Origin of the sequence: Acidiphilium sp. 34-64-41 (assembly GCF_002282635.1) — a bacterium.
In the GTDB taxonomy this organism is placed as follows: domain Bacteria; phylum Pseudomonadota; class Alphaproteobacteria; order Acetobacterales; family Acetobacteraceae; genus Acidiphilium; species Acidiphilium rubrum.
The window spans coordinates 1-14,636 of record NZ_NCJX01000052.1 but is presented as its reverse complement, the minus strand read 5'-3'; the positions used below and the strand labels follow the sequence as shown (position 1 = coordinate 14,636).

Here is a 14,636-nt window from a genome sequence, read left to right as displayed (position 1 = left end):
GTCTCGTAACCCGCGGCACCAGCCGCACGCATCGCCAAAATCCGGGTGTCACCCCGGTTGCGGCTCTCTCTGCCCGCTCTCCGCCGCACTGGCAATGTCCCCCGCAATCACCGCGGGACGAACACCTGCCAATCTGGCGGCCTCGGTTGCGATCATACCAGCCAGTTTGCCAGGTCCGATCGAGACATGCACGGTGCGCTCGCGTCCGAAAACCGCACCAAGCCGCTGTGCCGAAAGCGGCCGCACCATGGCGACCTTGTGATGGCCCCGTACCCTGGCCTGTTCCGCCTCGCTGCCGTCGGACGCCATGACCAGCAGGGCAGTCTGCCCGGCCGCCAGCCGTTCCTTCACCTTCTCGAACCCGCCGACCGCCGCACCAGCCCGCCGGGCCAGCCCCAGCAACTCGACGACCCGATTTTCCAGAACATGCTCGACCCGATCGGCCAGCCGTTCAGGGATTACCAGCCGCTTGCCGGCAGCCTTGCCAAACACGCCGCGCTTGAGCGCCATGTCTACCACATCCCGCCGCGCACTCAACCACAGCCCACGACCGGGCAGGGTTGCAGCCACGTCGAACACCAGCGCGTCGCCCAGCATGGTCGAATCGGGCCCGACCACGAAGCGCAGCATCGTCTCACGCTCATGGCGCTCCCGCGTGACCAGGCAACGGCGCAGCGGACCGACATGATCGGCCGCGTCGTCCTCGATCGTCTCGGATGCGGCCGGCTCGGGTTCAGGCAGGTGTTTCATCCCCTTCGAACCAATGCGCGCGCGCCGCCATGATGATCGCATTGGCGCTCTCTTCATCGATCACGCCGGCCTCACCCAACGCGACCAGCATCGCCGCCGACAGACCTTCGAGATCGGCGAGTTCGTCGGTCACGCCCAGCGCGTTGCGCTTGTCCTCCAGCTCGCCCGCCCGCTTCTCGATCGCGGTCTCCGCCCGGCGCTGCAATTCGGCGGCAATGCCCTCATCGAACCCTTCGATCGAGGCCAGTTCATCCAATGGTGTAGAAGCCAAGTCTTCGATCCCTTCAAATCCTTCGGTGACAAGCAATCCGGCGATCACATCATCGACATCGAGCGCATCGACGAACAGATGCGAGCGCCGGCGGAACTCTTCCTGGCGCCGCTCGCTCTCTTCGGCCTCGGTCAGAATATCGATATCCCAGCGGGTCAATTGCGATGCGAGCCGCACATTCTGGCCGCGCCGGCCGATCGCCAGCGACAATTGGGTATCCGGCACCACAACCTCGACCTTGCCGGCCTCCTCATCGAGCACGACTTTCAAAACCTCGGCCGGTGCCAGCGCATTGACCACGAAGGTCGCGGGGTTGGGCGACCAGGGAATGATGTCGATCTTCTCGCCCTGCAACTCGGCCACCACCGCCTGCACCCGCGAACCGCGCATACCGACACAGGCGCCGACCGGATCGATCGAGGCATCCCGCGAAATCACCGCCATCTTCGCGCGCGACCCCGGATCACGCGAAACCGCCTTGATCTCGATGATCCCCTCGTAAATCTCCGGCACTTCCTGGGCAAACAATTTCGCGAGAAACCCCGGATGAGTGCGAGACAAAAATATTTGCGGCCCGCGCGGCTCTTCGCGCACGTCGTAAATGAACGCCCGCACCCGATCGCCATTGTGCAGATTCTCGCGCGGAATCGTCTCATCACGCCGCAGCAGAGCCTCGGACCGGCCGAGGTCAACCATCAGATTGCCGTACTCGGTCCGCTTGACGACCCCGGTGATGATCTCGCCGACGCGGTCCTTGAACTCGTCATACTGGCGCTTGCGCTCATATTCGCGCACCCGCTGCACGATCACCTGCTTGGCGGTCTGCGCCGCGATCCGCCCGAAATCGATCGGCGGCAGCGGATCGATCAGATGCCCGCCGAGCTCGATCTCGGGTTTGAACTTCTTGGCAATATGCAGCGGAATCTGCGTCTCTTCATTTTCCACCACCTCGACCGCCTCGGTCCAGCGCGACAGCCGCACATCGCCGGTCTTGCGGTCGATCGTCGCACGAATATCCTTCTCATGCCCGTATTTGGCACGGCCGGCCTTCTGGATGGCCTGTTCCATCGCTTCCAGCACTTCGTCGCGGTCGATCTGCTTTTCGCGGGCAACGGCGTCGGCGACAAGGAGCAGTTCGGGGCGGGCAATCGCGGTGTCCATGGAAATCTCGCTCTTTTGCTCTGAATGGTTCAGTTCGGGGGAGACGGCGTTTCGGTCGCCTTGATCAAATCTTCGGTCAGGACGAGCTTGGCCTTGCGGATATCATGATGCGGCAAATCGACGGTCTCGCCGGTATCGAGCTTCACCCGTGCCGCGGTGTCATCCGCACTCAGCACGGTCGCGGTCACCCGCTTGCGCCCGGCGGCGATCGGAACATCCATCTCGATCTTGGCCAGATGCCCGGCAAACCGGTTCCAATCCTTCACCCGCGTCAACGGCCGGTCGATCCCGGTGGAGCTCACTTCGAGCGTCCACGCGCTGCTGATCGGATCATCGACATCGAGCACCGCGGAGACCAGATGACTGATACGCTCGCAATCATCGAGCGAAAGCTGCGTCTGATCCGCCCGGTCCGCCATGATCTGCACGGTCGGCGTCTGCTTGCCCATGATGGTGACGCGGACGAGTTCATACCCGATCGATTCGAGCCCGGGGGCAATCAGATCGGCGATACGGCCCTCAAGGCCGGTGTGTTGCGGGCGAGTCTGGTTCAAGCTTGGCATTCTCGGAACAAAGGCGGTTGGGCAACAAAAAAGGCGGCCCGTTGAGGCCACCTCCGTGAAGGTTGGAGTATGATTTTTGTGCTCTATAGCCCCGGAAACGCGATGAGGCAAGGCCACGCTGAAGGGAAGGAAAATCTTCTTTTTTGTGAACAAAAAAGAAGCAAAAAAACTTTATTAATTTGGGACTGCGCCGGTTCCAACGCCCGTGCCCCAAAGTCAAAAAGTTTTTTGCTTCTTTTTTACAAAAAAGAAGCCTTCCTTCCCCTAACGCCTCACCCCGCCTGCATCCGCGAAAGCTGCTGCTTCATGGCACTCAGCAACGCCTGCACCTGACCACCATGATCATTGATCACGCTCGAATAATCCGATCGTTCGGTCACCCGCAGCGACGTGCCTTCAACCACCACGTCGACGATTTTCGGCTGCCCGCCAACGGTATCGACCACCCATTGCACATGCGCGGGCGCCTGGCCCTGGCGGCTGACCTCGGTGCTGACCATCTCGCCCTCCGGCCCGCTGGTCACGCGCCCGGTCGTGAAGGTAACACCCTTGTAGGCACGGATCTGGGTGGTGATGTTGTAGGCCAGCGTCTGGTGGAACAGCTGCATATATTCGCTCCGCTGCGCCGGCGTCGCCACCCGGTAATAGCGCCCGAGCACGAATTTGCCGATCTGATCGACCGCGACGATGTTGTTCACCAGCGACCGCAGGTCGGCCGATTTCTGGCTGGTCGAGCCGGGCCCGTTGATGATCGAGACCAGTTTCTGACCCGAATCGTTGATGAACGTCTTGGCAGTCGCAGCACTCGGCGCGGCGGCGAAGGCAGTCCCGGCAACGATGGGCGACAGCGCCAGCGCCGGCATCACGGCAAAGGCGCCGAGTAGAACACGGCGGAAATAGGCGGCCATGGGGCAGTCCTTTCTAGTTGGTGGAATCGTATTCGTCGTGCATCATCGCCTTGCGTTGCGCGGCCGAGTACCAGGCCGGCGGTGTGGCGACGTCGCGCTTGTTGATGTCCTTCAACTCTGCGGCACGATGTTGGCGATAAAGACTCCGGAATGTGGCATAGGGATCGAGCGAGGTCTTCTTGATGTTCGAAATCATGCCATGCAGTTCGGCACGGGTGTTCACCACGCTCAGCGCGTCGGACCCGTAGTTGAAAATGGTCAAACCGGTCGAGGGCGGTGCCGGAAACGTCGGGTTCAGCACGATCGATGCCGGAATCCCCGTCGCGTCACGCAAATTCGATGGCCCCGCGAACGGCAGATACAAATACGGCCCCTGCGGCACGCCATAGCCCGCCAGCGTCAGACCCACATCGGTATAGACCGGATGATACCCCAGCGCGCTCGCCGGATCGAACAACCCGCCGATCCCCACCGTGGAATTGACCAGAAACCGCACCAGCGTCGTGCCGGCATCGCGCGGCTTGCCCGCCGCCATGAATTCGAGCAGCTGCGCCGGCGCGTCCGTATTGCTCATGAACTCACCGACATGCCGGCGAATCCCCGGCGTCGTCACGTCGATATACCCGATCGCGACGGGCCGCAGCACGTAGGTGTCGAGTGCGTTGTCGAAATGATAGGACGCCTTGTTGAACGGCTTGAGCGGGTCGTTCTGCTCCTGGTAAGCCTGATACGCGGCCTTGTTGCTCTGCGGCGGCGGCGTTGCACATCCGGCCAGCAGACACCCAGCCGCCAACAGCGGCACAACCGATTTGATCACGATGCCCATGGGCCTCCTTCATCGACCCTGAAAATCAGGGCCGCCTTCACTTAAATACGGCTCACGCCAGCGCCAAGACTATTTACGAGTCGTTTTGTTACCCGATATGTAGCGCAAGAGCGAGCATGATCAACCGCTTGTCGCGGCCATCAGGCATGAACGTTCCCGCGCCGCGTCCGCAGCCTTGCCAGCAGCGCCGCTTGCTGCCACCACGCCGCGAAGGAGATTGCGATGAGCCATGAACCACCCCGCGCCGCCCTGCAACGTTGGCTGTCCGGCCCGCGCATCGCCCCTCTGCCCGGCGGCATCCAGGCGGTCCCGGACATTTCCTTCGAGTTCTTCCCCCCGAAGACCGAGGCGCTGGAAGCCCAGCTCTGGGCCTGCATCCGCCGCCTCGAACCGCTCGCCCCGCAATTCGTCTCCGTCACCTACGGCGCCGGCGGCTCGACCCAGGAACGCACCCACGCCACCGTGCTCCGCCTGGTCCGCGAAACCAGCCTGATCCCCGCCGCCCATCTTACCTGCGTCGGCGCCACGCGCGGCGCGGTCGATGATGTCGCCCGCCGCTACTGGGATGCCGGGGTCCGCCACATCGTCGCCCTGCGCGGCGATGTTCCCGGCGGCGCGCCCTATCAGACCCACCCCGACGGCTACGCCTTCGCGTCCGATCTGGTCGCCGGCCTCAAGCGCGTCGCTGATTTCGACATCTCGGTCGCCGCCTACCCCGAAACCCACCCCCAGGCCGCAAGCCCCGCGGCCGATCTCGACAATCTCAAGCGCAAGCTCGATGCCGGGGCCAACCGCGCGATCACCCAGGTGTTTTTCGACACATCCCACTACCTCGATTTTCTCGATCGCGCCCTCGCCGCCGGCATCACCGCCCCGATCATCCCGGGCATCATGCCGGTCTCCAACTTCGCCCAGGCCAAGCGCATCGGCGAAATGGGCGGCACCTCGGTCCCGGCCTGGATGGGCGAGATGTTCGACGGACTCGATGACGATGCCGAAACCCGCAAAATGGTCGCCGCCGCCGTTGCCGCCGAACAGGTTCGCATCCTGCAGGCCAACGGCATCGACGAGTTCCATTTCTACACCCTGAACCGCGCCGACCTCACCTACGCGATCGCGCGTATCCTTGGGGTCAAGGGCAAGTGAAGACTTCTTTTTTTGAAAAAAAAGAAGCAAAAAAACTTCATTTCCCTGAGCCCGTGCCCGCAAAACCGCCCGTGCCCCAGATGAATAAAAGTTTTTTGCTTCTTTTTTCCAAAAAAGAAGCGGTCTCTTGACCTCCTACCTGACCCGCCTGAACCAAGCCCAGCGCGAAGCCGTCGAAGCAACCGACGGCCCCGTCCTCGTGCTCGCCGGCGCCGGCACCGGCAAAACCCGCGTCCTGACCACCAGATTCGCCCATATCCTGCTCAGCCGCCGCGCCTTCCCCAACCAGATCCTCGCGGTCACCTTCACCAACAAGGCCGCCCGCGAAATGCGCGAGCGCGTCTCCGCCCTGCTCGACCAACCGGCCGAAGGCCTCTGGCTCGGCACCTTCCACGCCCTCGCCGCCCGCATGCTGCGCCGCTACGCCGAGCGGGTCGAACGCACCTCGAGCTTCTCCATCCTCGATTCCGACGATCAGTTGCGCCTGCTCAAACAGGTGATGGAAGCCCGCCGGATGGATACCAAGCGCTTCACCCCGCAAGGGCTGATGGGCACCATCCAGCGCTGGAAAGACCGCGCCCTCCTGCCCGATGCCGTGCCGCGCGACCAGGATATCGACTGGGGTGCCGAATCCGCGCGCGACCTCTACGCCGCCTACCAGGATCGCCTGCGCGCCCTCAACGCGTGCGATTTCGGCGACCTGCTCCTCCTGGCCTACGACCTCCTCCGCCGCGACCCCGAGGTCCTGGCCGACTACCACCGCCGCTTCCGCTACATCCTGGTCGATGAATATCAGGACACCAACCTGGTCCAATACTATTGGCTGCGCCTGCTGGCCCAGAGCCACAAGAACATCTGCTGCGTGGGTGACGACGACCAGAGCATCTACTCCTGGCGTGGTGCCGAAATCGAGAACATCCTCCGCTTCGAGGCCGATTTCCCCGGCGCCAAAATCGTCCGCCTCGAAGCCAACTACCGCTCCACCGCCCCCATCCTCGCCGCCGCTTCGGGCCTGATCGCCCATAACGAAGACCGCCTCGGCAAAACCCTGCACGCCAGCCGCACCGATGCCGATGGCGAAAACGTCGAGATCCTGGCCTTCTGGGATTCCGATGAGGAATCCCGCGCGGTTGCCACCCGCGTCGAAACCCTCCGCCGCGACGGCCATAAACTCGCCGAATGCGCCGTGCTGGTCCGCGCCGGCTTTCAGACCCGCGCCTTCGAGGAACGCTTCATCGCGATCGGCCTGCCCTACCGCATCATCGGCGGCCTGCGCTTCTACGAACGCGCCGAAATCCGCGACGCCATCGCCTATCTCCGCGTCCTCGCCCAACCCGCCGACGACCTCGCCTTCGAACGCATCGTCAACACCCCCAAGCGCGGCCTGGGCGACACCGCTTTGCGCACCATCCACGAACGCGCCCGCGCCGATCAAACCCCCCTCGCCGAAGCCGCCGCCCGCATCGCGGCCGATGCCACCCTGCGCGGCAAGGCCCGCGACGGTCTGCGCGACCTGATCACCAAACTCGCCGATTGGCGCGCCGCCCTCAAGCGCGACGGCCACGTCACCACCCTCGCCACCTTGCTCGATGAAAGCGGCTACATCGCCATGTGGCAGGAGCAAAAAACCCCCGATGCCGCCGGCCGGATCGAAAACCTCAAGGAACTCGTCCGCGCCTTGACCGATTTCGACACGCTCGAAGGCTTCCTGGAACATGTTTCCCTCGTTATGGACAACGATAACGAGGTGGATGACGACAAAGTGTTCCTGATGACCCTGCACGCGGCCAAAGGCCTGGAGTTCGACACGGTGTTCCTGCCCGGCTGGGAGGAAGGCGTGTTCCCCAACCAGCGCTCGCTCGATGAAGGCGGCGCCAAATCGCTCGAGGAAGAACGCCGCCTCGCCTATGTCGGCATCACCCGCGCCAAGCAGCGCGCCATCATCTCGCACTGCGCCAACCGCCGCATCTACGCCAACTGGCAATCCAGCGTCCCCTCCCGCTTCATCGAGGAACTGCCGGCCGATTTCATCACCATGGGCGGCTCCGCCAGCCTCGCGCGCGAACAGCGCCTGGCCGCCCCGCCGGTGTTCGCCACCGCAACCCCCCTGCTGGCCCGGCGTGACGACGCCTGGAACACCCAGGCCCGCCCACCCCGCACCGATAAACTCACCGAAGGCACCCGCGTGTTCCACCAGAAATTCGGCTACGGCATCATCATCGACACCGATGACGACCGCCTCGACATCAAATTCGAAACCGCCGGCGAAAAACGCGTGCTCGACCGCTTCGTGGAGCGCGCCTGATGCCCCAGGTCGAACAGCTCGAACGCATCATCCTCACCGTCCCCGCCGTCGCGCTCGAAGCCTTCGAGGCCGCACTCGGCTGCTGCTGCCGCACCGTCGGCTTCTTCCTCGATGAAAAAACCAACACCTGGGTCGTCGAAGGCCTCCGCGAAATCGACGGGTCGGACGGCGATCTGGTCACCGCCCTCATCCTCGCCGAAGCCGCCAGCGGCATCAGCCCGGCGATCGAACGCATCCGCGTCCCCGCCGGCGGCTGGCTCGCCCGCAGCTACCAGGGCTTTCCCGAACAGAAAATCGGCCAGCGCTTCGCCATCCGCGGCACCCACATCAAAACCAGCAAACCCCCCGGCCGTCACGTCATCACGGTCGACGCCGGCCTCGCCTTCGGCACCGGCGAACACGGCTCGACCCGCGGCTGCCTCCTCGCGCTCGAACGCACCGCCAAACGCCGCCAACCGCTGCGCATCCTCGATCTCGGCACCGGCTCCGGCATTCTCGGCATCGCCGCCGCCAAAATCTGGGGCCGCCGCGTCCTCGCCACCGATATCGATACCCGCGCCGTCCGCGTCGCCGCCACCAACGCCGCGATCAACGGCACCGCCCCTCTGTTCCGCGCCCGCCAGGCCGATGGCTGGCTCAGCCCGACCCTGCGCCGCCACGCGCCCTACGACCTCGTGTTCGCCAACATCCTGGCCCGCCCGCTCGCCGCCATGGCCCACCAACTCGCCGCAAAACTCGCCCCCGGCGGCACCGCCATCCTCGCCGGCCTGCTCGACCGCCAGGCAAACTGGGTCCTCTCCGCCCACCGCCGCCACGGCCTCGTACTGAAACACCGCATCAACGACGGCGAATGGACCACCCTGATCCTCGAAAAACCGATCCGGGGCGGGGTGGTGTGACGTTTGAAGCAAGCAAGATCAGGGGGCTTTGCCCCCCGACCCCCCCACTAAGGGCCGAGCCCTTAGAACCCGCTCGGTTTAGGCAAGGGAAGGGCGATCAAGGCCTCAGACGCGACAAGGGGAGAGCACCGCTCTCCCCTTGTCTGAAATCAATGGATTCCAAAGCCCGGCGCGCGTCGCGCGCCTTATCGTATGGTAGCGGGCATCTTGCCCGCGGGGCCTTTGGCGGAGCCCCTGGCCTTACGTCCTTAAAAGCCGCCGCTCAAACGCGCGACGGAAACTTGCCGCGCACCACGTTGCGGATATCCGAGCGTGCGATGCCGAGGTCGGCCAACTCACGATCGTTCAGTTCCGACAATTCGCGATACGCCAGCCGTGCCGCGCGCTGCTGCGTGAACATGGCGCGGACGCGCTCGAACATGGCAACCGTACGGTTGAAATTGTCGCGCAGCGCAGCGTCGATCGCGGCGTTCTGCGAAGCGATCGCGTCAGCGACCGGGGAGCCGAGTTTGGTGGAGTTCGTTGAAATGGTCATGATCTTCTCTTTCGGTTCAATAACAAAAGGCGGGGAGGGCGATCTGTGCGTCATTGCCAATCGTCATCGTCGTCTTGCAGTGCAACATAAGCGTGAGATCACGATTTGTGGAGCGAGTGTTTTCTCTGTCAGCTATGCAAAAACATGATAGGAATTTGATTAAGATATGATGAAAGAGCGTATCTCATCCTTGCGGGCAGCATTGCAGTCACAGGGACTCGACGGGTTCATCCAGCCCCGCAACGACGAATTCCTCGGCGAATACGTCCCCGACAGCGCCGCCCGCCTCGCCTGGCTCACCGGCTTCACCGGCAGCGCCGGCCTCGCCATCGTCCTCCCCGACCAGGCCGCCGTCTTCTCCGATGGCCGCTACACCCTGCAACTCGAATCCCAGACCGATGGCGCCATCTGGCAGCGCCTCCACATCACCGAAACCCCACCCGAAACCTGGCTGAAAACCCGAGGCCACCGAGGCCAAATCGGCTACGACCCCTGGCTGATGAGTGCCAACACAATCACCAAATTCACCGATGCCGGCCTCACCATGGTCCCCATCGCCAACCCGATCGACAAGTTCTGGAACGATCGCCCCGCCCCGCCATCCGCCCAGGCAACCCCGCACCCCATCGAATGCGCCGGCGAATCCGCCACCGCCAAACGCCAGCGCATCGCCACCACCATCGGCGATGACGGCGCCGACGCCGTCCTCCTCACCGACCCCCACGCCATCGCCTGGCTGCTCAACCTGCGCGGCGCCGACCTGCCGCACACCCCCATCGCCCTCTGCTTCGCCCTCCTCCGGCGCGATGCCTCCGCCATCCTGTTCATCGACCCCGCCAAAATCCCGCCCGAAACCCGCGCCCAACTCGGCCAATCGGTCAGCATCGTCCCGCGCGAAGCCATGGCCGAAACCCTCGCCACCCTGCGCGGCAAACGCATCCGCCTCGACCCCGCAACCGCCCCCATCCGCCTGACCCAAATGCTCGGCGACGCCGGCGCCATCACCGTCTCCGGCGATGACCCCTGCGTCCTGCCCCGCGCCCTGAAAAACCCGGTCGAACAATCAGGCGCCCGCGCCGCCCACATCCGCGACGGCGCCGCCATGTGCCGCTTCCTCGCCTGGTTCGACCACACCGCCCCCACCGGCAGCCTCACCGAACTCACCGCCGCCGCCACCCTCCGCACCTACCGCGCCGCCGCCCCCGCTTTCCGCGCCGAAAGCTTCAACCCCATCTCCGGCGCCGGTGAACACGGCGCCATCATCCACTACAGCGCCGATGAAGCCAGCAACCGCGCCATCCACCCCAACGAAGTCTATCTGATCGACAGCGGCGCCCAATACCCCGACGGCACCACCGACATCACCCGCACCCTCTGGACCGGACCAGCCACCCCACCCGACCTGATCACCGACCGCTTCACCCGCGTCCTCGCCGGCCACATCGCCCTCGCCAGCGCCATCTTCCCCGCCGATACCACCGGCCCGCAACTCGATGCCCTGGCCCGCGCCCCCCTCTGGCAAGCCGGCCTCGACTTCGACCACGGCACCGGCCACGGCGTCGGCTCCTACCTCTCCGTCCACGAAGGCCCGGTCAGCTTCCACAAACGCGCCAAACCAATCCCCCTCGCCCCCGGCATGATCCTGTCGGATGAACCCGGCTACTACGAACCCGGCGCCTTCGGCATCCGCCTCGAAAACCTCCTCCTGGTCACCGAAGCCCCCCTCACCACCAAAAAACCCTTCCTCGCCTTCGAAACCCTGACCCTCGCCCCCTTCGACCGCCGCCTGATCAACCCCACCCTCCTCACCCCACAAGCCATCACCTGGCTCAACACCTACCACGCCCGAATCCTGCAAGAGATCAGCCCCCTGGTCGACGAGCAAACCCAAACCTGGCTCAAAACCGCCTGCGCTGCGATGTAAGGGGAAGCAAGCACTGCTTTTTTGAAAAAAAGAAGCAAAAAACTTTCGTTAGTCTGATTTTGTGCGATCGCCCCGCCAAAGCCTCAGCAGCTTCGAACGCACAACCCGCCGATCACCACCTTGAACATGTGATATCACAAGCTTACAACTGATTTCATTGCTTGCAATCGAAATGAGGTGCTGCGATGCCCGCTTTAACAATACGGAACCTGCCTGCCGAAACGCATCGGGCGCTGCGCGTGCGCGCGGCCGAGCACGGCCGCAGCACAGAAGCCGAAATCCGCGACATCCTGGAAAATGCCGTAAATCCCGCCGGCCGCATCAGGCTCGGCTCCCTGCTCGCCGCCATCGGCCGGGACGCTGACCTCACGAATGAGGATGTCGATTCCATCCAGCAGCACCGCGATCAAACACCAGCGACACCCATGACATTCGAATGATCCTTCTCGATACGAACCTGGTCTCGGAACCGTGGAAACCCCAGCCCGATCCACAAATCGTGGCCTGGCTCGATGCCCAAGCCGTCGAAACATTGTATTTGTCGGCGATCACTGTGGCCGAACTGCGTTTTGGAATTGCCGCCATGCCAGCAGGAAAGCGCCGCAAGATTCTGCATGAGCGCCTGGAAGACGAACTGTTGCCGATATTCACGCGGCGCGTCCTGCCGTTCGATCTGGAGGCGTCTCGCGCCTATGCCGATCTCATGTCGAAGGCAAAAACCGCGGGACAGGCGATCAATATGGCCGATGGCTCCATCGCGGCGATTGCCGCAGCACGAGGCTTCTCCGTGGCCTCGCGCGATGTCGCGCCGTTTCACGCTGCTGGAATCCCGGTCATCAACCCGTGGGCGACGGTGGTGTAAGGCCCGGCCGCAATGCGCCTCAGAATGGTCGTTTAGCTGAAAGGCACCGTTGCTCCGAAGCGGCCGTCCGCTTGATCAGTTTCGTATGGCCGAAACGGGTGGAAAGCGGTCTGGCCGGTTTCCGACGATCGAACGGAGAACCGGACGGTTCGACTATGGGGTGGATCGGGCCGAGGGGCGACCGATTTTGGTCAAGGTCTGCGCTTCGCATTCGTCGTTGGTGGACAGAATGAGCTCGTTTACGTCCCAACCTGACAAATGAACTGTTTCTGGTGACCCGCAATACGAAGGACGTGCAGTTTAGCGGAGCGGCAATCTTCAATCCGTGGGAAGACGATCCATCTGCGTTTACTCTGACCTAACCGCCTCATTTCGGGCAACGACACATTCGAGCGAACAGTGATTTCCAGCCATCACCACTATCACACAACGCCCTCAGCGACCCAACACGTGCGCCTCCCGCACATACCCAAATCCGCCTGTCCCCGCCCAAGCCCTCCCATCGGGATAGCGCAATTCAATGCCCGCGAGATCATTCTCATCCGCCAGGCGCATATTCACGCCCATCTGAACATTGCCAAATCGTGCAATCGCGCTCTCGGTCAAGACAAAATGCGTCGTCGCACCACAATTCGCGCAGAAATGAATCTCCGCGGCCGGGTCGTCCTTGTCGTCCCGCCGGTATCCCGCCGTGGTGCCGACAATGCCGACATCCGCAGGATGGAAATACGCCCAGCGCGCGCCCGACTTGCTGCAAAGCGTGCAATTGCATTCGTTGATGAACGCGGGCCGCTTCGGAACTTCAATCCGCACGCGCCCGCAGAGACAGGTGAGGTTCAGCATCCCCCGATCATAGCAGGACAGCCGCCCCCGGCAAACGCCGAGGGCGACACCCGGCCGTTACGCCGCGCGACGCTTGCGCATCACCAAAGCAAGCCCGAGTACGCCGGTCCCCAGCACCAGCAACGAAGCTGGCTCGGGAACCGGTGTAACCGTAAACGTCCCAGCAGTAGCCAATGAGGAATGACTGTCCTCATAAATATACGAGCCGAAAATATAATAGATGTTCGCACTCAAATTCGCCGTCGTGAAACCCAAGCCATTGTAATCAACATAACTTGGCGCAGCCGGATAGGTGAGCAGATTGTCGCTGCCCTGAAAATTGCTCAGCCCGGTAATCGCAGCACCGTTGTCGGTCCCGGAAATCGCCGTGATCGACGAACTCGTCCCACTCGTCGTCAAAGTCCCAACCACACTCTGCGGCGTATTCGTGCCGAACAGAACACCGGAATAACTGAAGTCAAACACCCCGGCCCGGGCCGCGCCCTGCATCGCCAGTATCGTGCACAGCGCCGCAGCGCCCGCCAACAATTTTTGTCTCATTGTCTCATCCTATGGTTCATGGTGTCCCACCGAACGATACACAGCAAGACTCGTGCCGGTCCCGATTGACCAACAAAACCAACACACTAGGTCGTTTCACTACCCGAGATTGTAAAGAATCCCGACAGCGACCGCAGGGCGCCCCTACCCCCAACGCCCCGTCAACACCATCCGGCGCCGCCGATCACGCGGCGCCAGGCCAGACCTACCCAGCTCGTGCTATACCGTCCCGACCTTGGGTCGCCCGTCATGTGGACCGAGCGTCCGATCAGGCGGGTTAACCCAGCGCTCCGGGCAAGTCGCCTCATAGGTCGCGTTCAACGGATAGCGGATCCGGTTCTCGTTCGTCGGCTCACCGATCACGAGCAGCCGAACTTCATCGGGCGTGTTGTTCATGAATGTATGCGAAATGCCCGTGCCGGGCGGAAACCCCACCGCGTCACCCGGCCGCAGGCGAACCAGGTTGCCATCGATCCAGGCATCCGGCGTGCCCTCCAGAACATACACAAACTCTTCCAGCGCGCTCTCGGCATGCGGATACGACGTCCGACGACCGGGCGGCAGACGCTCGTGGTGAATCCCGATCCGCCTCAGCCCGAGTTTGCGACCAATCGGTGAATTGATCGAGAACAACTCGTCGTCGCCCGGATAATGGGCGTCGTCAGGCTCTTCCAACTCTGACCAATGCCGGACGAAATCGGGTCGATCCATGGATGGTCTCCGCTGATACGGCTCGTCCCGAGCCAAATTGTGAAAGTCGGTCTCGACAGATATCAGAAACCTATATTGCGACGCTCGGGCTGGCACAATTCAACCATACGAAAAACCCGCCAAACGATGTCTCCGCCGAACCACCCCAACCCCACAACGTCATTGCGAGCGCAGCGCGGCAATCCAGCCCCGCCACACCCCTAACCTCAAAATTCTAACGACATCACTAACAAACCCCTTTCTCACCCCCCACCCACCATGGTTTACCCATGGTCATGATCTCGAACGCGCCTTTCATGCCCGCCGACCCGTCCGAGCGCTTCGCGATGATCTTCCGCGCCCTGCAACGCTCCGTGGCCGACAACGGCTACCGCCTCAAAATCCACGGCCCG

The 14,636-nt window shown here is 63.1% G+C and carries 15 protein-coding genes; 6 read left to right on the top strand and 9 right to left on the bottom strand.

Going from position 1 to position 14,636, the window contains the following annotated elements; translation table 11 throughout:
* Positions 1–48: 48 nt before the first annotated feature.
* The 5 genes from B7X49_RS11550 to B7X49_RS11530 form a co-directional block, all read right to left on the bottom strand.
* On the bottom strand, positions 49–750 hold the full coding sequence (locus B7X49_RS11550) for a DUF448 domain-containing protein (protein ID WP_051657433.1): 702 nt from the start codon (positions 748–750) through the stop codon (positions 49–51).
* Entirely contained in the window at positions 734–2,182 is a 1,449-nt protein-coding gene (nusA, locus tag B7X49_RS11545) for a transcription termination factor NusA (protein WP_286839456.1), read from the bottom strand. The genes B7X49_RS11550 and nusA overlap by 17 nt, the downstream gene beginning before the upstream one ends.
* Before the next feature lie 29 nt (positions 2,183–2,211).
* Complete coding sequence (gene rimP / locus B7X49_RS11540) at positions 2,212–2,745, bottom strand: ribosome maturation factor RimP (protein WP_029312490.1); 534 nt, start codon at positions 2,743–2,745, stop codon at positions 2,212–2,214.
* Between the two features lie 272 nt (positions 2,746–3,017).
* Entirely contained in the window at positions 3,018–3,653 is a 636-nt protein-coding gene (locus tag B7X49_RS11535; protein ID WP_286703922.1) for a phospholipid-binding protein MlaC, read from the bottom strand.
* A 13-nt stretch (positions 3,654–3,666) separates the two neighbouring features.
* Positions 3,667–4,479, bottom strand: a complete 813-nt coding sequence (locus B7X49_RS11530; protein ID WP_286703923.1) for a VacJ family lipoprotein — start codon at positions 4,477–4,479, stop codon at positions 3,667–3,669.
* Positions 4,480–4,701: 222 nt separating this feature from the next.
* On the opposite strand from B7X49_RS11530, the gene metF reads away from it, so the two are divergent.
* The 3 genes from metF (at position 4,702) to B7X49_RS11515 (ending at position 8,829) form a co-directional block, all read left to right on the top strand.
* On the top strand, positions 4,702–5,625 hold the full coding sequence (metF, locus tag B7X49_RS11525) for a methylenetetrahydrofolate reductase [NAD(P)H] (protein ID WP_286703924.1): 924 nt from the start codon (positions 4,702–4,704) through the stop codon (positions 5,623–5,625).
* A 127-nt stretch (positions 5,626–5,752) separates the two neighbouring features.
* Positions 5,753–7,930: an ATP-dependent helicase gene (locus tag B7X49_RS11520; RefSeq protein WP_286703925.1), complete on the top strand. Its 2,178-nt coding sequence runs from the start codon at positions 5,753–5,755 to the stop codon at positions 7,928–7,930.
* Entirely contained in the window at positions 7,930–8,829 is a 900-nt protein-coding gene (locus B7X49_RS11515; RefSeq protein WP_286703926.1) for a 50S ribosomal protein L11 methyltransferase, read from the top strand. The genes B7X49_RS11520 and B7X49_RS11515 overlap by 1 nt, the downstream gene beginning before the upstream one ends.
* Before the next feature lie 262 nt (positions 8,830–9,091).
* Here the strand turns inward: B7X49_RS11515 and B7X49_RS11510 are convergent, their stop codons facing one another.
* Positions 9,092–9,364, bottom strand: coding sequence for a DUF1127 domain-containing protein (locus B7X49_RS11510; RefSeq protein WP_286703927.1), 273 nt, complete (start codon positions 9,362–9,364; stop codon positions 9,092–9,094).
* A gap of 166 nt (positions 9,365–9,530) precedes the next feature.
* Here B7X49_RS11510 and B7X49_RS11505 point away from each other — a divergent pair, with 166 nt between their 5' ends.
* The 3 genes from B7X49_RS11505 (at position 9,531) to B7X49_RS11495 (ending at position 12,150) form a co-directional block, all read left to right on the top strand.
* Positions 9,531–11,288: an aminopeptidase P family protein gene (locus tag B7X49_RS11505; protein WP_286703928.1), complete on the top strand. Its 1,758-nt coding sequence runs from the start codon at positions 9,531–9,533 to the stop codon at positions 11,286–11,288.
* A gap of 185 nt (positions 11,289–11,473) precedes the next feature.
* On the top strand, positions 11,474–11,728 hold the full coding sequence (locus B7X49_RS11500; RefSeq protein ID WP_286703929.1) for a FitA-like ribbon-helix-helix domain-containing protein: 255 nt from the start codon (positions 11,474–11,476) through the stop codon (positions 11,726–11,728).
* Positions 11,725–12,150 carry a type II toxin-antitoxin system VapC family toxin gene (locus tag B7X49_RS11495; RefSeq protein WP_286703930.1) on the top strand — a complete coding sequence of 142 codons (426 nt, stop codon included), beginning with the start codon at positions 11,725–11,727 and terminating at the stop codon, positions 12,148–12,150. Before B7X49_RS11500 ends, B7X49_RS11495 begins: the two co-directional genes overlap by 4 nt.
* A 435-nt stretch (positions 12,151–12,585) precedes the next feature.
* On the opposite strand, the gene B7X49_RS11490 is transcribed toward B7X49_RS11495, so the two are convergent.
* The 3 genes from B7X49_RS11490 to B7X49_RS11480 all read right to left on the bottom strand — a co-directional run bounded on the left by B7X49_RS11490 (position 12,586) and on the right by B7X49_RS11480 (position 14,244).
* Complete coding sequence (locus B7X49_RS11490; RefSeq protein WP_286703931.1) at positions 12,586–12,993, bottom strand: GFA family protein; 408 nt, start codon at positions 12,991–12,993, stop codon at positions 12,586–12,588.
* Positions 12,994–13,050: 57 nt separating this feature from the next.
* Positions 13,051–13,533 carry a PEP-CTERM sorting domain-containing protein gene (locus tag B7X49_RS11485; protein ID WP_286703932.1) on the bottom strand — a complete coding sequence of 161 codons (483 nt, stop codon included), beginning with the start codon at positions 13,531–13,533 and terminating at the stop codon, positions 13,051–13,053.
* A 219-nt stretch (positions 13,534–13,752) separates the two neighbouring features.
* Positions 13,753–14,244 (bottom strand): cupin domain-containing protein, encoded by a 492-nt coding sequence (locus tag B7X49_RS11480; RefSeq protein ID WP_286703933.1) that lies wholly within the window; start codon positions 14,242–14,244, stop codon positions 13,753–13,755.
* Between the last annotated feature and the right edge of the window lie 392 nt (positions 14,245–14,636).